Origin of the sequence: Herbaspirillum lusitanum P6-12 (assembly GCF_000256565.1) — a bacterium.
Classification (GTDB): domain Bacteria; phylum Pseudomonadota; class Gammaproteobacteria; order Burkholderiales; family Burkholderiaceae_D; genus Herbaspirillum; species Herbaspirillum lusitanum.
Genome location: NZ_AJHH01000040.1, coordinates 1 through 18,288, shown reverse-complemented (window position 1 = coordinate 18,288; position 18,288 = coordinate 1). Strand labels below are relative to the sequence as shown.

Sequence of the window (18,288 nt, the reverse complement as noted above, 5' to 3'; positions counted from 1 at the left end):
AGAGGCCCGACGCCGGCGCAGGCTGCAGAAACGACATTGCGCAGCATTGCCGCCATGACGGCGGAAGCGGGACTCGCGCAGCAGTCCTCGTCGCTGCAAGGACTGACGGCGGAGGAAGCCGGCAAGCGACGCCGACAATACGGCGCCAACGTCATTGCCGCCGGTCCCAGCCTGCAGGGCTGGCGCCAGTTCCTCAAGCTGTTTGCGAGTCCATTGTCGCTGCTCCTGCTCGCGCTCACGACGGTCAACCTGCTGATCGGCGAGACCTGGAGCGGGATCATGATTGGCGTGATGGTCGTGTTGTCGTCACTGCTTTCCTTTGTGCAGGAACACCGCGCCGACAAAGCGGCGCAGCAGTTGCGATCGATGGTGGCCACCACCGCCACGGTGCAACGCGCCGGTCAGGGACACGTTGAATTGCCGCTCGCGGAACTGGTGCCGGGCGACATCATTTTCTTGTCGGCCGGCGATATCGCTCCGGCCGACGTCCGCATCCTCTCGGCCAGGATGCTGTTCATCAGCCAGGCCGCGTTGACCGGAGAATCGCTCCCGATAGAAAAGACACCGGTGGCGGTGTCGAACGCTGCGAACGGCAGCCTGACCGACCTGGCCAACCTTGCGTTCATGGGCACCAACGTGGTGAGCGGAACCGGCGCCGCGCTGGTCATGGCAACCGGCGAGCGCACGGCATTCGGCCATATCGCCGCCGACCTCGTCAAGACGCGCGAGACGACCAGCTTTGATCGCGGCGTCGACAGGTATATACGCCTGATCATCCGCATCATGCTGGTCATGGCGCCGCTGGTGTTCCTGATCAATGGCCTGACCAAGGGCGACTGGCTCGAAGCCCTGCTGTTTGCCGTGGCGGTCGCGGTGGGACTCACGCCCGAGATGCTGCCGATGATCATCACCATCAACCTCGCCAAGGGCGCGCTGGCAATGTCGGAGAAGAAAGTCATCGTCAAGCGGCTCAATGCGATCCAGAACTTCGGCGCGATGGACATCCTCTGCACCGACAAGACCGGCACGCTGACCCAGGACTGCATCATTCTCGAAAAACACGTCGACATTGATGGCGTGGATTCGCAGAAAGTAACCAGGTATGCCTACCTGAACAGTTTCTTCCAGACCGGCTTGAAGAACCTGCTGGACATGGCGATCCTGAACTACGTCGACCCCGGCAAGAAATCAGCAACGCCTGCGGAGACGAAAGCCGAGACGGAAAAGGAATTCCGGAAAATCGATGAACTGCCCTTTGATTTCGAGCGGCGTCGCATGTCGGTCATCGTCGAGCAAGCCGACCGCACCCGCCTGCTCATCTGCAAGGGCGCGCCGGAAGAAATCCTGGCCGTCTGCACGCACGCCGAGCATGCAGGTGCGCCGATGCCGCTGGCCGGGCATCACGGCGCGGCGCTCAGCAAGACGGTCGACGATCTCAACGAAGACGGTTTTCGCGTGATTGCCGTCGCTTATAAGGAGCTGCCAGCCGCAACGGCCGAGGTTCCCGCGCTCGGCAATGCCGATGAATCGGCGCTGACCCTGGTGGGCTACATCGCCTTCCTTGATCCGCCCAAGGACAGCGCCGGCGAAGCCATCGCCGGACTGCATGCCTGCGGCGTGACGGTGAAAGTGCTCAGCGGCGACAATGGCGCCGTGGTGCGCAACGTTTGCCGCCATGTCGGCTTGTCCGGAGAGCAGGCCGTGCTCGGCAGCGACATCGACACGCTGAGTGACGAGGCGCTGGGAGAACTGGCGGAACACAGCAACATCTTCGCCAAACTGAATCCGCAACAGAAGGCCAGGATCATCCGCTGCCTGCAGGCTCGCCGGCATGTCGTCGGCTATCTCGGCGACGGCATCAACGACGGAGCCGCGCTGAAAGCGGCGGACGTCGGCATCTCCGTCGACAGCGCCGTGGACATCGCCAAGGAGTCGGCCGACATCATCCTCATGCGCAAGAGCCTGATCGTGCTCAAGGACGGCGTGCTGGAAGGCCGCAGGGTGTTCGGCAACATCACGAAGTACATCAAGATGAGCTCCAGCTCGGCATTCGGCAACATGCTCAGCGTGCTGGGAGCGAGCGCCATGTTGCCTTTCCTGCCGATGGCGCCGGTGCAGATCCTGCTCAATAACCTCCTCTACGATTTTTCCCAGACCACGATCGCGACCGATCACGTGGACGCGGAGTACCTGAAACAACCGCGACGCTGGGAAATCCTCGATATCGGCCGCTTCATGATGGTGCTGGGACCGGTCAGCTCGCTGTTCGATTACATGACCTTCGGCGTGCTGTGGTACTTCTTCGGCGCCGCCGGCCAGCCGTTGCTGTTCCAGTCGGGATGGTTTGTCGAGTCGCTGCTGTCCCAGACGCTGGTAGTGCATGTCATCCGCACCGGAAAAATCCCCTTCGTCCAGAGCAAGCCCAGCCTGCCGCTGCTGGCCACCACCGCGGTCATCTGCGTGCTGGCGTTCTGGTTGCCGGCGTCGTCCATTGCACATACGCTCGGCTTGACGGCATTGCCCTTGAATCTGAATGCCGCGATTCTGGCGATCGTCTTCGCTTACCTGCTGATGACGCAATTGATGAAATCCTGGCTCATCAGGCGTTTCGGCTTGAAGTGACTGGCGCATCTTTCGGCGCTCATTTGATTGATATCAAGAAGCAACAGCCGGGCGCCCCGTAGACTGTGCTGCATGGCATCAATCGACGCGGGAGCGAAAGTGAGTTCAGCAAGAATGGCTGCGACAAAGGGAAAACGCACTGTGCGCAGCCGTCTGATCATGGCGCTCGCCGCATTGCAACTTGGCGGATGCGTTTCGCTGGCGCCGGACTACATCCGGCCAGCGCTTCCGGTCCCCACGCACTATCCCAATGCCGCAGCCGCATTGCGCGAGTCCGCCGAACCCATCGGCTGGCGCAGTTACTTCCAGGATGCGCACCTGCAATCGCTGATCGAACTGGCGTTGCAGAACAGCCAGGATCTGCGCCTCGCCCTGGCCCGCGTCGACGAGGCGCGGGCTGCTTACGGGATCGAAGCCGCGGCGCAATTTCCCACTGTCGGCGCCCAGGCTGGACTGGATCGCGCGCGCGTGCCGGGCGATCTCAACCTGACCGGCAAGCCGCTGGTTTCCAGCCAATACCAGGTGGGCCTGGGCATGGCTGGCTGGGAGCTGGACTTCTGGGGCCGCGTGCGCAGTCTGAAGGACGCCGCGCTTGAAAGCTACCTCGCCTCCGACGCCGCGCGACGCGCTGTGCGCATCGACCTGATTGCGCAGGTGGCCATCACTTACCTGACGCTCTCCGAACTCAACGAACGCCTGTTCCTGGCCGGCCAGACGCTTGCCAGCCGCGCCGAAAGTTATCGAATATTCAAGCGTCGCGTCGAGGTCGGTTCGACCTCGCGGCTCAATCTCACGCAAGTCGCTGTGCTGCTGACCCAGGCGCAAAGCCTGGTGGCGCAACTGGAGCAGGAACGCGAGATGCAGATACATCGGCTCGCCCTGCTGGTCGGCACGCAACTCAGCGAAGCGACGCTGCAGCAACGCTTGTCGGAGGTCGAGGCGCCCCGCCGCCTCCGTCCCGGCATTCCTTCCGACCTGCTCAACAACCGGCCGGACATCATCGCCGCCGAACACCAGCTGCGCGCGGCCAATGCCAATATCGGCGCGGCGCGTGCGGCATTCTTCCCCCGCATTGCCCTGACCGGATCGGCCGGCACCGCCAGCGCCGAACTGGGCGGGCTGTTCGACAGCGGCAGCCGCGCCTGGACTTTTTCGCCCGGCATTTCCCTGCCGCTGTTCGACGGCGGTCTGCGCAACAGCAATCTCAAGCTGACCGAAGCGCGTCGCCACATTGCCGTGCTCAATTACGAAAAAGCCATCCAGAGCGCCTTCCGTGATGTTTCCGATGCCTTGTCCGCCCGCGTCTGGCTGGACTACCAGGTGGACATCGCCGCCGTGACGCTGGAGGTGCAGGCTGAACGCGCACGCTTATCGAACCTGCGCTACGACAACGGCTCGGCCTCCTTCCTTGAAGTCCTTGATGCGCAACGGGACCTGCTCGTCGCGCAACAACAGCTGGTCCAGCTGCAACGCGCGCTGGCCGCCGGCAATGTCAGTCTCTATGCCGCGTTGGGCGGCGCCACCGATGAAGTCCCCGCCGCTGATGGCAAGACCGTCTCCACGACCGATCCAGACAATTGACCATGAACACTCCTTCGCGCCGCACTCTGTACCTCCTACTGCTCGCCTTCGCTGCATTGGCTATCGCCTGGTATGGCTGGAAACATTTCCGCGACACCGGGCCCGGCGCCGACTTCGCCAGCGGCAACGGCCGCATCGAAGCCACCGAAATCGACGTCGCGGCGAAACTGCCTGGGCGTATCGACGACATCCTCGTCAACGAAGGCGATTACGTCGCCGCCGGCCAGCCCCTCGCGCATATGCAGATCCAGGTGTTGCAGGCGCAACGTGACGAAGCCGTCGCGCAGAAGCAGCAAGTCGTGGCCGCCGTGGCAAGCGCCCAGGCGCAGGTAGCCGTGCGCGAGAGCGACCGGCAGGCTGCGCTGGCGCAGGTGGCGCAACGTGAAAGCGAACTCGATGCCGCACAACGACGACTGGTGCGCTCCGAAACCCTGGTTCAGGAAGGCGCCTCCTCCATCCAGGAGGTCGATGACGATCGTACCCGCGTGCGCACCACGCAGGCGGCGCTCAGCGCGGCAACTGCGCGGCGGCGGCCATCAATGCGGCCCATATGCAAGTCACCGGCGCCATGGCCTCGGTGACCGCAGCCACCGCGACGGTCGCCCGCATCGACGCCGACATCGTCGACAGCGCATTGACGGCGCCGCGCGGAGGACGGGTCCAATACCGTGTCGCGCAACCCGGCGAAGTACTTGGCAGCGGCGGCAAAGTCCTCAACCTGGTCGACCTCAGCGATGTCTACATGACCTTCTTCGTGCCGGAGGCGGCTGCCGGCAAACTGGCCATCGGCAGCGACGTGCGGCTGATCCTCGACGCCGCCCCGCAGTATGTGATCCCGGCCCGGGTGTCGTACGTCGCCAGCACCGCGCAGTTCACCCCGAAGACCGTCGAGACCGCCAGCGAACGCCAGAAACTGATGTTTCGCGTCAAGGCGCAGATTGACCGCGACTTGCTGGTCAAGCATCTGCACTTGGTGAAGACCGGCTTGCCCGGCGTGGCCTGGGTCAAACTGGCAGGACAGGCAGACTGGCCTGCCGACCTGGCAGTGAAGGTACCCAAGTGAATGCGCTTGCCTCCGATGGCGCGCAGGAAGTCGTTGCACGCCTGAGCGGCGTCAGCCTGCAGCTTGGCAAGACACAGGCGCTCACCGACATCAATCTTGTGCTTTCGGCCAAACGGATGATCGGCCTCATCGGACCGGACGGTGTTGGCAAATCAAGCTTGCTGTCCCTGCTGGCAGGCGCCCGCCAGATACAGCAAGGCCAGATTGACGTGCTGGGCGGCAGCATGGCTGACAGCCGCCATCGCAGCAAGACCTGCCCACGTATTGCCTATATGCCGCAAGGCTTGGGTAAAAATCTCTACCCCACGCTGTCGGTGGAAGAAAATCTGCAGTTCTTCGGGCGCCTGTTCGGACACGACGCAATATCCCGTCGGCGCCGGATTGATGAACTGACACAAAGCACCGGACTGCAGCCTTTCCTGTCACGTCCCGCCGGCAAACTGTCCGGTGGCATGAAACAGAAATTGGGCCTGTGCTGCGCATTGATCCACGATCCCGATTTGCTGATTCTTGACGAGCCTACCACCGGCGTGGACCCGCTGTCGCGCGCCCAATTCTGGGATTTGATTGCAAGGATCCGCGACGAGCGCGAAGGCATGAGCGTCATTGTCGCCACCGCCTACATGGAAGAAGCGGATCGCTTCGACTGGCTGGTCGCGATGGATGACGGCAAGATACTGGCCACCGGGACACCGCGCGAACTGCACGAGCGTGTCGGCGCGGCGTCCCTCGAAGCGGCGTTCATCGCCATGCTGCCCGAAGCCAAGCGGCGCAATCATCGCGCCGTGGTCGTTACGCCCTTGCAACCGTCCGACAACGAGGAGACTGCCATCGAGGCCAAGGGGCTGACGATGCGCTTCGGGGATTTCGTGGCGGTCGCCCACGTCGATTTCAAGATACGGCGCGGCGAGATCTTCGGCTTCCTTGGTTCCAACGGCTGCGGCAAATCCACCACCATGAAGATGCTGACCGGCCTGATCCCCGCCAGCGAAGGCAAGGCATGGCTGTTCGGCCGTAAAGTCGACGGCAGCGACATCACCACGCGCCAGCGCGTCGGCTACATGTCGCAGGCCTTCTCGCTCTATGGCGAATTGACCGTCAGGCAGAACCTGGTGCTGCACGCACGCCTGTTCCAGGTGCCCGAGAACGATATCGCATCAAGAATCGATGAAATGGCCAGGCGCTTCGATCTCCACCAAGTTCTCGATGAGTTGCCGGAAGGATTGCCGCTGGGCGTACGTCAGCGATTGTCGCTGGCCGTCGCCATGGTCCATCGTCCGGAACTGTTGATCCTTGACGAGCCGACTTCCGGCGTTGATCCGATCGCACGCGACATGTTCTGGCAACTGATGATCGATTTGGCGCGCAACGATCATGTCACGATCTTCATCTCCACGCATTTCATGAATGAGGCCGAACGCTGCGACCGCATCTCGTTGATGCACGCAGGCCGCGTGCTGATCAGCGCGAGTCCGGCAGAGCTGGTCCGGCAAAGCGGTGCGGCGACACTTGAGGAGGCGTTCATCGGCTATCTCAAAGAAGCGGCCGGCGAGCAGAATATGACGTCGTCGCCTGCGCTGACGTCGCAGAACGCGGCAGAAACAGCCGCGCTGCCGTCCGTTTCACCACGCCGGCAAAACCGAGGCTTCCGGTTCGGACGCGCCTATAGCTATGCGCTGCGAGAAACCTTGGAATTGCGGCGCGATCCGGTGAGAGCCACGCTGGCCCTGCTGGGAACGGCGATCCTGCTGTTCATCATCGGCTACGGCATCAGCCTCGACGTCGAGAACCTCTCCTACGCGGTGCTCGACCGCGACCAGACCGCGCTGAGCCAAAGCTACGCGCTCAACTTGTCAGGCTCGCGCTACTTCATCGAGAAGGCTGCATTGTCGGACTACAACGATATCGACCGTCGCATGCGCAACGGCGAACTGGCGCTGGCCATCGAGATACCGCCCGGCTTCGCACGCGATCTGGAACGCGGGGCTCCGGCCCAGATCGGCGCATGGATCGACGGCTCCATGCCGATGCGCGCGGAAACCGTGCGCGGCTATGTCCTGGCGATGCACCAGTTATGGCTGGTCGACATGGCAACCCATCGTCTCGGCATGCGGCCGGTTGCGACCAGCTCGGTGGAGACGCGCTATCGCTACAACCCCGACGTCAAAAGCCTGCCGGCCATGGTGCCGGCCGTCATTCCGATGCTGCTGATGATGATCCCGGCAATGCTGGCCGCGCTGTCGGTGGTGCGCGAAAAGGAACTCGGCTCGATCATCAACCTGTACGTGACTCCGGTCACTCGCGCGGAATTCCTGCTGGGAAAGCAAGTTCCCTATGTGCTGCTGGGCATGCTCAATTTCCTGCTGCTGACGCTGCTGGCGGTGAGCGTTTTCGGCGTGCCGATCAAGGGCGATTTCGCTTCGCTGGCGTTGACGGCCTTCGTGTTCATCATCTGCTCGACCGGTTTCGGCCTGCTGGCGTCGACCTTCACCAGGAGCCAGATCGCCGCCATTTTCGTCACAATGATCGGCACCATCATTCCGTGCGTGCAGTTTGCCGGCCTGCTCAATCCGGTGTCATCGCTGGAAGGCGTCGGCGCCTGGATCGGGCGACTGTATCCGGCGTCGCATTTCCTGACCATCAGCCGGGGCATCTTCAACAAGGCGCTCGACCTGTCGGGCCTGATGCCGTCCTTCTGGTCCCTGCTGGCGGCCGTGCCGGTGATACTGGGGGCCTCCGTCCTGCTGCTCAGGAAGCAGGAGCGTTGACATGAAGACCCCACTCTCCTGGCGCGCCGTCGCCAACATCACCCGCCTCGGCGTCAAGGAACTGTGGAGCCTCGCACGCGATCCGGCGATGCTGGTTCTGATCGCCTACACCTTTACCGTCTCCATCTATGTGGCGGCGACGGCCATGCCGGACAGCCTGCACAACGCTGCGATCGCCATCGTCGACGAAGACGGATCGCCCTTGTCGGCGCGCATTGCCGCCAGTTTCTATCCACCCTATTTCAAGACCCCGGACATGATCTCCCTCAGCCGGATGGATGTCGGCATGGACAATGGCGACTACACCTTTGTGCTCGACATTCCGCCCGGCTTCCAGCGCGACGTGCTGGCCGGCCGTACAGCTGAACGTGGACGCCACGCGCATGAGCCAGGCATTTACCGGCAACTCCTACATCCTTGAAATCATCAACACGGAAGTCGCCGAATTCCTCCAACGCTATCGCGGCATCGCCGCCGCGCCCGCTGAACTGGTGCTGCATTCCCGTTTCAATCCCAACCTCGAGCGCGCCTGGTTCGGGGCGCTGATGGAGATCATCAACAACGTCACCATGCTGTCCATCATCCTCACCGGCGCCGCGCTCATCCGCGAGCGTGAGCACGGCACGATCGAGCATCTGCTCGTGATGCCCGTCACGCCCTTGGAGATCATGCTGGCCAAGGTCTGGTCCATGGGTCTGGTGGTTTTGCTGGCGGCGGCGGCGGCGCTGGTGTTCATCGTTCAGGGCGCCTTGCAGGTACCGGTCCAGGGATCGGTCTGGCTGTTTCTCGCGGTGGCGGCGCTGCACCTGTTCGCCACCACGTCAATGGGCATCTTCATGGCGATGCTGGCGCGGTCGATGCCGCAGTTCGGCATGCTGGTGGTGCTGGTGCTATTGCCCTTGCAATTGCTGTCGGGTGGATCGACTCCGCGCGAAAGCATGCCGCTGCTGGTGCAAAACATCATGCTGGCGGCGCCGACGACGCATTTTGTTTCCGCCGCCCAAGCGGTGCTTTACCGGGGCGCGGGGGCGGCCGTGATCTGGCCCCAGATGCTGGCGATCATGGGCATCGGGGCTGCGCTGTTCGCTGCCGCCCTGATGCGCTTTCGCAAAACCATCGGGCAAATGGCCTGAACACCTCGTATCGATACAGCCGCTTCATCCTGACAACGCATTTCCATCCGGAGAACCGCATGCGCAAAGAAGACCTGCTCCTGGTCCAGAATCTCACCTTCGACGAAATCGCCATCGGCGACAGCGCCTCGATAGAGCGCACGCTGACGGCACAGGATATCCAGCTGTTCGCCATCCTGTCAGGCGACGTCAATCCCCAGCATCTGGACGCTGAATTTGCCTCGTCGACCCGGTTTCATGGCGTCATCGCGCATGGCATGCTGGGAGGTGCGCTGATTTCGGCCGTGCTCGGCACCCGCCTGCCCGGCCCGGGAACGGTCTACCTAGGACAGACGCTCAACTTCAGGGCGCCGGCGCGTATCGGTGACAGGCTCACGATCAGCGTGCGCGTCACCGAGCGTCACGAAACCAGCAAACGCCTGTTGCTGGCGTGCTCCTGCATCAACCAGGACGGCGTGACGGTGATCGAGGGCCTAGCCGATGTCATCGCGCCCGTCGAGCGCATTTCGATGCCGCGCACCACCTTGCCCGAGGTGCGGCTGCTCAGCGGAGAGAACGGCTTGCTGCGCTTGCTCGAACATGTTCGCCCCATGGGTGCGGTGGTCACCGCGGTAGTGCATCCTTGCGATGAACTGAGCCTGTCGGCAGCACTTGATGCGCAGGCAGCCGGGTTGATCGTACCTGTGTTGGTCGCTCCCCGCGCAAAACTACAAGCCGTTGCCGACAGCAACAAACTGGATATTTCGACACTGCGTATTGAAGATGTTCCTCACAGCCATGCAGCGGCGGCTCGTGCCGTTGAGCTTGCGGCCAGCGGCGAGGTTGCAGCACTCATGAAAGGAAGCCTGCACACCGATGAACTGATGTCGGCTGTGCTGGCCTGCCCCGCTCTGCGGACCGGACGGCGCCTGAGCCACTGCTTCCTGATGCAGACACCGAGCTATCCGCGTCCCTTCATCATTACCGATGCCGCCATCAACATCGCCCCGAATCTGGACGAAAAAGCCGACATCATCCGCAACGCCATCGGACTGGCCCAGGCGATCGGCGTGCAGCAGCCGCGCGTGGCGATTCTCGCTGCGGTGGAGACCGTCAATGCGCGCATGGCGGCCACCCTGGACGCCGCCGCCCTCTGCAAGATGGCCGACCGCGGACAGATTAGCGGCGCCATCCTGGACGGTCCGCTGGCGTTCGACAATGCCGTCTCCATCGCAGCGGCGCGCGTCAAGGGGATCGTGTCCGAAGTGGCCGGACGCGCTGACATCCTGGTGGTGCCGGATCTGGAAAGCGGCAACATGCTGGCCAAGCAGCTCGAATACCTGGGCGGCGCGGCCAGCGCCGGCATCGTGCTGGGCGCGCGCGTTCCCATCGTCCTGACCAGCCGTGCCGACTCGCGTGAATCCCGCATCGCCTCCTGCGCCATTGCGCTGTTGCTGGCCAATTGCGCACGGGAGGCGACATGAGCGACTGCATCCTGGTATTGAATTGCGGCTCCTCAAGCATCAAGTTCGCGCTCTTCAATTCGCCGCTTCCGATGCAGCGCACCCCGCTCTGGAGCGGCAAAGCCGACGGCATCACCGGATCTTCGCCGACTTTTTCCGTCTCCGGCCAGGCGACTGAACCAATGCCGGTTGATCGGGATGCGCCCTATCACGCCGCGCTGCTGCGCATCCGCGAGTACACCATTGCCAGGCTGGGCGGGAATCGCGTCATCGCCGTAGTGCACCGCGTGGTGCACGGCGGCGCCAAATATTCTGAACCGGTATGCGTCAGTCACGACGTGCTTGCCGACCTGCGCAGCTTCATCCCGCTGGCGCCGCTGCACCAGCCGTTTGCACTGGAGGCGATCGAGAGCTTGCTGCAATCGCGGCCGGAACTGATGCAGATCGCCTGTTTCGATACCGCCTTCCATCACGGCTTGCCGCGTGTCGAGAAGATGCTGCCCATTCCCTACTCGGCCTGGGAACGCGGTCTCCGCCGTTACGGCTTTCACGGCCTGTCGTATGCGTACATGTCCGTCGTGCTGGCGGAACGCCACGGCGATGCTGCCCGCGGCAACACCATCGTCGCCCATCTGGGCAGCGGCGCCAGCCTGTGCGCCATGCAGGACCTGCGCAGCGTCGCGACCACGATGGGATTCTCCGCGCTGGACGGACTGATGATGGGAACCCGCTGCGGATCGCTCGATCCCGGCGTGCTTCTCTATCTGATGGAAACCGAACAGCTTTCCCCGCAACAGCTCGGCCACCTCCTGTACCACGAGTCGGGCCTGCAAGGCATCTCCGGCACGTCCTCGGACCCGCGCGAACGCTGGCGGCGGTGCTTGGCGGCCTCGACATGCTGGTGTTCACCGCCGGCATCGGCGAGCACAACGCCGAGCTGCGCTCCCGCATTTGCAAGCATCTTGGTTTTCTCGGCCTGAGGCTGGACGATGGCGCCAATGGTGCCGCATCCGCCCTGATCTCATCGCCGCAAAGCCGCGTCGCCGTCGCCGTGGAGCCCACCAACGAGGAATGGATGGCGGCAAGCCTGGCGCAATCGCTGCTGCCCGCAACGTCCGTCCGATACACCGCTTAGTCACCATCGCCAATCACCACTCACCTCAGGAGAACATCATGTACAACACGATTCTTGTCCCCATCGACGGTAGCGTCACCGCCGAATCCGCAGTCGGAGAAGCCCGCGCGCTGGCGGTCTTGTGCAAGGCGCGGGTGCGCTTGCTGCACGTGCTGGACATGACAACGCTAAGCAACGGTTTCGAAGATCCCAACGTCTACATCGCGACCACCAGGCCGCTCGCATTGAAGGAAGCCGAAGACATGCTCGCCCGCACCGCCGCATTGCTGGAAAAGTCCGGGATTACGGTGGACATCGAAATAATGGAGGCCATGGGAGCGCGTGTCGCCGATGTGATCATCGAGCGAGCCGTCACCAACAAGGCCGATCTCATCGTGATCGGAACCCACGGCCGCCGGGGCGTGCATCGCTTCCTCATGGGCAGCGATGCGGAGCAGGTCGCCCGCTTGTCGCCGGTGCCGGTATTGTTGGTCAAGAAAGCCCAGGCCCTGCGTCCGGAGACGACGACCTGAAAATTGACGCACTGTCAAAAAAAGCGCGACAGCACCGATAAGAGGAACAATCGATACTGTCGCGCTGCGGGGGAAGGAAAGCGTTTTATTTCCGAGTGCGCGCTTTCACCGCCGGAGCGGCGTCCTTGCCGCTCGCGGCATGCACCAGATCAGTTTCCACGGCATCGATTGCGTTCAAGGCGCTGCCGGTCCATTGTGCATATCCCTTGCTGGCCTGGTCGACCATGTTCTGGAGGAAGGCCATGGCCGGGGCGTTCGATGCAGGCGCGGAGGCAGCGGGCTGTGATCCGGTATTGGCCGCCGCATTCCATGTGGTGGCGGCACGCTGTTGGGCGAACTTGGCCAGGTCGCCCTGCAAGTCCAGCATGATTTTGGTGATTTGCTGGCCGTAGGTGGTGATGTTCTCGAGATCTTGCTTGAGATGACTCGCATCGAGCCATCCGGGAAGGTTTTTGGCGTCCGGCAATTCCAGCTTCTCCGAACGTTTCGACCAATTGGCGACGCCTTGCTTCCACATGCAAAAATTCAGATCGGCGATACGTAACGCCATGTCGGCGGCATTGCTCGCGACTGCGTTGCACAAGCGCAGTTCGGCGTTGAAGGTGCGCCGGATGTCATCCGGACTTTGCATGGACGGAAAAGAAAACATGGAGAACTCCTTGGTGAACGGCTTTCCTCGGGAAAGCCAGGTGAGATTGACCGAACGGGCCTTGCACCCGCTTACTGCGGAGCGGCCTCGGCATGCTTCACGGGCCGTGCGCCCGCAGCGTTCAGCGCTTTGACCAGCGCCGAATCCATCCTGACCAGATGGTTCAGGAACCATTGGGGAAGCATGTTGAGCACCTGGCGCGGCAGTACGTAATCCCCGCTCATGGCCTTGGGCACGACGTGATGCAAGGTGCTCAGCAACTCCGCATGCTCCTCCCGGTGCACGCGCAGTTCGGGATAGTTTATTTTTTCCATCAACGCCTCTTCTTCCCGGAAATCGTTTTCCAGCAAGGCGACGATGCGCAGCAGACGTGCGGAAAATTCCGGGTCGGGTGCGCTCATGATGTCAGTCAGGTCCTGAATCAGCGCCTTGTGGGCGTTGTCCATCTCGGTGATGCCTAACGACATCTGCGGCGACCATGTCAGTGCTGCCATATCTTCCTCCTGCTTGCATCATGTTCAAAAAAAGTATCCGGCGTCATGCCATGAACTGCCCGCCGTTGGCATCGAAGGTTGCTCCGGTAATGAAGCTTGCGGCGTCATCGGCCAGGAACAGGACCAGGCGGGCGATGTCGCCGCCGTTGCCTAGCCGACCAACGGGGATGCCGGCAACAATTTTGTCCAGTACTTCCTTGGGAACGGCCGCTACCATGTCCGTATCGCAATAACCCGGTGCGATCGCATTGACGGTGATGTTCTTTCGGGCGCTTTCGAGCGCCAGGGATTTGGTGAAACCCAGGATTCCCGCCTTGGCGGCGGCATAGTTGGCTTGCCCGATCTGGCCTCGTTCGCCGTTGACCGAACTGATATTGACGATGCGACCGAAGCCGCGTTCGCGCATGCCCTCGATGGCGTTGCGCGACATGTTGAACACGGATCCCAGGTTGGTGAGGATGACCGCCGACCATTGTTCGGGCGTCATGCGATGCAGCACCGCGTCGCGGGTGATCCCGGCATTGTTCACCAGGATATCGACCGGACCGATTTCCGACTCGACCTGCCGGATGCCTTCGCGGCAAGCCGAAAAATCGGCGACATCCCAGCAAAACACGGGGATGGAGGTCTTTTCCCTGAAGGCTTGCGCAGCGTCGACGTTACTGCGATGCACCGTTGCAACACGATAGCCTGCATCGCGCAAGGCGACGGCAATGGCCGCGCCAAGGCCTCTGGTTCCGCCGGTGACCAATGCAACTCTGTCCATATCGTCCGCTCCTCGCGCAAGCTGAAAGTATTCCGTATGGACAGACTCTATTCCGAAGCGTTTTTTTGTACTTGATCCAAGTCAAAGGAAAAGGACGCGGGTCGAAAATTTCCGGATATTCCAGGACTTGCCAGCACCCACCTGACACCTGAATCGATCTGGCGTCGCGAATGGATGGTGCACGCCGGATCCCGGGCTTTTTCCGCCGTCAACCAGTTAAAATATCAGGCGGCTATCTTCTGGCCGCGCGACTTACCGGAACTCAGGTAGTCGGCAATCGAATCCTGCGTCACTTCCCCAATATATTTCCCCTCTGCATCGATGACCGGCATCCAGCTGGCGCTGTGCTTGTACATCTTCGACAGCACCACGCGCAGGTTTTCGTCCGGCGTGGCATTGAGGTTGAAAGGCTTGACCTTGTCGCCGCTGACGCCGGCTGTTCCTGTGCTGCGGATATCGCGCCGGCTGACGTAGCCGAGCGCGCGGTTGTCGTTGTCGGTGATGGTGAGGTAACGCGCATCCTGGTCGTCCATCAGAGCCATCGCGTCCTGCAACGGCAAGCCCGGACGCGCGGTCGACGGCGTCGTCGCTGCATCGCCCGCGCGCACCAGCAGCAGGCGCTTGAGCGTGTGATCCTGACCGACGAAGGCGCTGACGAAATCATCCTTGGGACGGGCCAGCAAGGTATCCGGATGATCGAACTGCACCAGCTTGCCGGCGCGGAAAATCGCCACCTGGTCGCCCAGCTTGATCGCTTCGTCGATATCGTGGCTGACCATGATCACGGTCTTCTTGAGCTGGCGCTGCATCTGGAAAAACTCGTTCTGGATCGATTCGCGGTTGATCGGATCGACCGCACCGAACGGCTCGTCCATCAGCAGCACCGGCGCATCCGCCGCCAGCGCGCGGATCACGCCGATGCGCTGTTGCTGGCCGCCCGACAGTTCGCGCGGATAGCGCTTGAGGAATTTCGCCGGATCCAGCGCCACCATCGCCATCAGTTCGGTCGCTCGCTCGCGGCAGCGCTTCTTGTCCCAGCCCAGCAGGCGCGGCACGATGGTGATGTTTTCTTCGATCGTCATGTTGGGAAACAGGCCGATCTGCTGGATCACGTAGCCGATGTGGCGGCGCAGGCTGACTTCGTCGATGCCGGTGGTGTCTTCACCGTTGAGCAGCACGCGGCCGGATGTCGGCGCGATCAGGCGATTGATCATCTTCAGCGTGGTGGTCTTGCCGCAACCGGACGGGCCGAGGAAGACGCAGATCTCGCCTTCTGCCACCTTCAGGCTGACCGAGTCGACCGCCTTCACCGGCGTACCGTCTTTTTGCGTGTAGGTTTTGCTGAGTTGTTCGAGTTCTATCATTTTTGCAGTCCTTTCGGAGTCAGAAGTCGTTGCAGGCCTTGCAGCAGCATGTCGGCGACAATCGCCAGCACGCTGATGAGCACGGCGCCCACCACCAGTTTTTGCATGTTGCTCTGGCTGATCGCATGCAGGATCAGCACGCCCAGGCCGCCGGCGCCGATCACGGCGGCGATCGCCATCACGCCGATGTTCATTACCACCGCCGTGCGCACGCCGCCCAGGATCACCGGCAGCGCCAGCGGCAAGTCAACCATGCGCAGGCGCTGCCAGAAGGTCATGCCGATACCGATGCCGGCTTCGCGGATGCCGCTGTCGATGTTGTCGAGCGCGAGGAAGGTGTTGCGCATGATCGGCAGCAGCGAGTACAGGAACACCGCGGTGATCGCCGGCAACGGTCCGATGCCGGCGCCGAATTGCGAGAACACCGGAATCATCAGGCCGAACAGCGCAATCGAAGGCAAGGTCAGCACCACCGTGGCCAGACCGAGCAAGGGCGTGGCCAGCCAGCGATGGCGCGTGATGAGGATGCCCAGCGGCACGCCGATGAGGATGGCGAGGCTGACGGCGACGCCGACCAGCCGGAGATGCTGCAGCGTCAGGTTGAGGATGTTGTGCCAGTCGCCGGCGAGGTAGTCGATCAGATTCATGGCCGGCTCCTCAGATCAGTCCCTGCTGCTGCAGGAATTCGGTGACGACCTTGCCGATCGGCTCCTGGTCGATGTCGACGCGCTTGTTCATGTCGGTCATCTTTTCCGTGTCGATGGCGGCGGACAAGGCGTTCAGTTGGTCCGCCAGTTGCGGATGCTCCTGCAACACTTCCTCGCGCACCACGGGTGTCGCCTTGTATGCGGCGAAATAGCCCTTGTTGTCCTCAAGCAGTTTCAGGTTGAAGCCCTTGATGCGACCGTCCGACGAATACGTCAGGCCGACATCGAGCTGCTCGTTGCGCAAGGCGGTGTAGACCAGTCCCGGGTCCATCTGCTTGACTTCGCTGCGGTCGAGCTGGAAGCCGTAGAGCTTCTGCATCGGCTCGAGGCCGTCAGGACGCGACGCGAATTCATAGTCCACGCCCATCAGTTGCGGCTTGCCGCCGGCCTGCTGCTCCTGCGTGATGTGCCGCGCGAGATCTTCCAGCGTGTTGATGCCTTGTTCGTCGGCCAGCTTTTGCGGCATGGCGAAGGCGTAGGTATTGTTGAGGCCGGACTCGTTGAGCCAGACCAGACCGATGTTCCGGTCGAGCTCCTTGACGCGTTGGTAGGTGGCTTCGGCGTCGAGCTTTTCGTCGACATGGTTGTAGACGATCAGGGCGGTACCGGTGTAGTCCCAGACGATGTCGAGCTGCCCGCTTTCGAGCGCCGAGCGCATCAGGGTGGTGCCCAGGCCGTTCTTCAGTTCGGTGTCATAGCCCTTGGCGCGCAGGTACTGGGCGGTCATGTCCGAGAGCAGCAATTGCTCAGTGAAGTTCTTGCCGCCGATGACCAGGTGCTGCGCCTGAGCGCGAGCCGGGGCCGCGCCCAACAGGGCAAGGCCCAGCGCCAGGGCGCACAGAGCATAGGTTGCGATGGTCTTCTTTGTCATGCTTTCCTCTCTACCGCTATGCCGTGGATGAAGTCGGCGTGCGGTCGTTCTTGTGATGGAAATGGAATCTGCGGAATCAGGTACGCAGCCCGCGACGGGCCAGGTAGAAACCCGACAGCGCCGTCACCAGTGCGTCCAGCACCAGCGCCAGCAGCGCCGTGGCCGCCGCGCCCAGCAGCAGCTGGCCGTGGTTGTTCAGGTAGATGCCGGGGAATATCAATCCGCCCAGGCTTTCTCCGCCGATCAGCATCGACAGCGGCGCGGTGCCGACGTTGATCACCAGCGCCGTGCGGATGCCGCCGACGATGATCGGCAAGGCGTTCGGCAGCTCGACGCGCAGCAGCACCTGATAGGGCTTCATGCCGATGCCTTTGGCGGCTTCGCGCAGCGGCGCCGGCACATTCTTCAGGCCTTCGAAGGTATTGCGCACGATCGGTAGCAGCGAAGCCAGCCACAGCGCCAGGATGGTCGGCCAGTTGCCGATGCCGAAGAAGGCCAGCGCCAACGCCAGCACGGCGATCGATGGAATGGTATTGCCGATGTTGAAGACCTGGATGAAGTACTCGGCGCGGCGCCCCAGCGCCGGTCGGCTCAGCACGACGCCGGCCGGAACGCCGGTGGCGATTGCCAGCAGCATCGACCACGCGACCAACTGCAGATGTTTCCCGGTGTAGTAGATCAGGTCGCTGCGGTATTGCGTGATGACGTCCATCCCGATCCACTGGATCAGGCCGGCGACGGCGAGCACTGAAACGGCTGTGACCGCGGCTGCGCCACCGATGACGTTGCGAAGACTTCGCGTCATGGTTCCCCCTGTGTGGCCGCCATGGTCGAGATCAATGAAATGCCGATATCGAAACCGCGACAGCGCTTTGACTATTTGTAGTGGTTCGTTGCCCTCGCAGGGCTAATCGTTTGGATACGAACCTGTGCTGCCGAGGCAGCGATGAAATCGATCGCGCGAACGCGTAATCGACGATGTATGCATCCGGCGACAGTAAATCGGCATGCCGGACAACGAGACGATCCAAGAGCGGATCAGGAATTACTTAGTAGTTGAACAAGTGTTGTCGCTAGGACAGACGGTAGTATAACCGACTTGCTTAATGAAGTCCAGAAATGACAATTCAAGAAGTCATAACCGGCGCATCTTTAGAAACGAAAAACCGGCCAAAAAGGCC

Annotated in this window: 12 protein-coding genes and 3 pseudogenes; 8 read left to right on the top strand and 7 right to left on the bottom strand. The window is 62.2% G+C overall.

Annotated elements, in window-relative coordinates; genetic code table 11:
- The 8 genes and pseudogenes from mgtA to HLUSI_RS0101545 all read left to right on the top strand — a co-directional run.
- Window positions 1-2,622 (top strand): magnesium-translocating P-type ATPase (mgtA, locus tag HLUSI_RS0101580; protein ID WP_330987093.1); only part of this gene is annotated, 2,622 nt, incomplete at its 5' end.
- Between the two features lie 114 nt (window positions 2,623-2,736).
- Window positions 2,737-4,203, top strand: a complete 1,467-nt coding sequence (locus tag HLUSI_RS0101575; protein ID WP_040503044.1) for an efflux transporter outer membrane subunit — start codon at window positions 2,737-2,739, stop codon at window positions 4,201-4,203.
- Window positions 4,204-4,205: 2 nt separating this feature from the next.
- Window positions 4,206-5,266, top strand: a pseudogene (locus HLUSI_RS26480) (HlyD family secretion protein).
- Window positions 5,263-8,034, top strand: a complete 2,772-nt coding sequence (gene rbbA / locus HLUSI_RS0101565; protein ID WP_016832287.1) for a ribosome-associated ATPase/putative transporter RbbA — start codon at window positions 5,263-5,265, stop codon at window positions 8,032-8,034. Before HLUSI_RS26480 ends, rbbA begins: the two are co-directional and overlap by 4 nt.
- Window position 8,035: 1 nt before the next feature.
- Window positions 8,036-9,167: pseudogene (locus HLUSI_RS26475) on the top strand (ABC transporter permease).
- A 59-nt stretch (window positions 9,168-9,226) separates the two neighbouring features.
- The gene (locus tag HLUSI_RS0101555) at window positions 9,227-10,630 is read left to right on the top strand and encodes a bifunctional enoyl-CoA hydratase/phosphate acetyltransferase (RefSeq protein ID WP_016832286.1); all 1,404 of its coding nucleotides are present in this window, start codon (window positions 9,227-9,229) and stop codon (window positions 10,628-10,630) included.
- Window positions 10,627-11,744, top strand: a pseudogene (locus HLUSI_RS26470) (acetate/propionate family kinase). Before HLUSI_RS0101555 ends, HLUSI_RS26470 begins: the two are co-directional and overlap by 4 nt.
- Before the next feature lie 38 nt (window positions 11,745-11,782).
- Window positions 11,783-12,256, top strand: a complete 474-nt coding sequence (locus HLUSI_RS0101545) for a universal stress protein (protein ID WP_016832285.1) — start codon at window positions 11,783-11,785, stop codon at window positions 12,254-12,256.
- Between the two features lie 85 nt (window positions 12,257-12,341).
- On the opposite strand, the gene HLUSI_RS0101540 is transcribed toward HLUSI_RS0101545, so the two are convergent.
- The 7 genes from HLUSI_RS0101540 to HLUSI_RS0101510 all read right to left on the bottom strand — a co-directional run bounded on the left by HLUSI_RS0101540 (window position 12,342) and on the right by HLUSI_RS0101510 (window position 17,912).
- Window positions 12,342-12,905: a hypothetical protein gene (locus HLUSI_RS0101540; protein ID WP_016832284.1), complete on the bottom strand. Its 564-nt coding sequence runs from the start codon at window positions 12,903-12,905 to the stop codon at window positions 12,342-12,344.
- 71 nt (window positions 12,906-12,976) lie between these two features.
- The gene (locus HLUSI_RS0101535) at window positions 12,977-13,399 is read right to left on the bottom strand and encodes a bacteriohemerythrin (RefSeq protein WP_016832283.1); all 423 of its coding nucleotides are present in this window, start codon (window positions 13,397-13,399) and stop codon (window positions 12,977-12,979) included.
- Window positions 13,400-13,442: 43 nt separating this feature from the next.
- Entirely contained in the window at window positions 13,443-14,165 is a 723-nt protein-coding gene (gene phbB / locus HLUSI_RS0101530) for an acetoacetyl-CoA reductase (RefSeq protein ID WP_016832282.1), read from the bottom strand.
- Window positions 14,166-14,389: 224 nt separating this feature from the next.
- Window positions 14,390-15,529 (bottom strand): osmoprotectant ABC transporter ATP-binding protein OsmV, encoded by a 1,140-nt coding sequence (locus HLUSI_RS0101525; RefSeq protein ID WP_016832281.1) that lies wholly within the window; start codon window positions 15,527-15,529, stop codon window positions 14,390-14,392.
- Complete coding sequence (locus tag HLUSI_RS0101520) at window positions 15,526-16,176, bottom strand: ABC transporter permease (protein ID WP_016832280.1); 651 nt, start codon at window positions 16,174-16,176, stop codon at window positions 15,526-15,528. Before HLUSI_RS0101520 ends, HLUSI_RS0101525 begins: the two co-directional genes overlap by 4 nt.
- A 10-nt stretch (window positions 16,177-16,186) precedes the next feature.
- Complete coding sequence (locus HLUSI_RS0101515; RefSeq protein ID WP_016832279.1) at window positions 16,187-17,107, bottom strand: glycine betaine ABC transporter substrate-binding protein; 921 nt, start codon at window positions 17,105-17,107, stop codon at window positions 16,187-16,189.
- Between the two features lie 76 nt (window positions 17,108-17,183).
- A complete protein-coding gene (locus HLUSI_RS0101510) occupies window positions 17,184-17,912 on the bottom strand; it encodes an ABC transporter permease (RefSeq protein WP_040503043.1) in 729 nt (242 codons plus the stop codon).
- Between the last annotated feature and the right edge of the window lie 376 nt (window positions 17,913-18,288).

Coding starts and splice junctions, on each gene's coding strand:
- HLUSI_RS0101575 (WP_040503044.1), top strand. CDS start 2,737: ATGGCTGCGACAAAGGGAAAACGCACTGTGCGCAGCCGTCTGATCATG.
- HLUSI_RS0101555 (WP_016832286.1), top strand. CDS start 9,227: ATGCGCAAAGAAGACCTGCTCCTGGTCCAGAATCTCACCTTCGACGAA.
- HLUSI_RS0101545 (WP_016832285.1), top strand. CDS start 11,783: ATGTACAACACGATTCTTGTCCCCATCGACGGTAGCGTCACCGCCGAA.
- HLUSI_RS0101540 (WP_016832284.1), bottom strand. CDS start 12,905: ATGTTTTCTTTTCCGTCCATGCAAAGTCCGGATGACATCCGGCGCACC.
- HLUSI_RS0101535 (WP_016832283.1), bottom strand. CDS start 13,399: ATGGCAGCACTGACATGGTCGCCGCAGATGTCGTTAGGCATCACCGAG.
- phbB (WP_016832282.1), bottom strand. CDS start 14,165: ATGGACAGAGTTGCATTGGTCACCGGCGGAACCAGAGGCCTTGGCGCG.
- HLUSI_RS0101525 (WP_016832281.1), bottom strand. CDS start 15,529: ATGATAGAACTCGAACAACTCAGCAAAACCTACACGCAAAAAGACGGT.
- HLUSI_RS0101520 (WP_016832280.1), bottom strand. CDS start 16,176: ATGAATCTGATCGACTACCTCGCCGGCGACTGGCACAACATCCTCAAC.
- HLUSI_RS0101515 (WP_016832279.1), bottom strand. CDS start 17,107: ATGACAAAGAAGACCATCGCAACCTATGCTCTGTGCGCCCTGGCGCTG.
- HLUSI_RS0101510 (WP_040503043.1), bottom strand. CDS start 17,912: ATGACGCGAAGTCTTCGCAACGTCATCGGTGGCGCAGCCGCGGTCACA.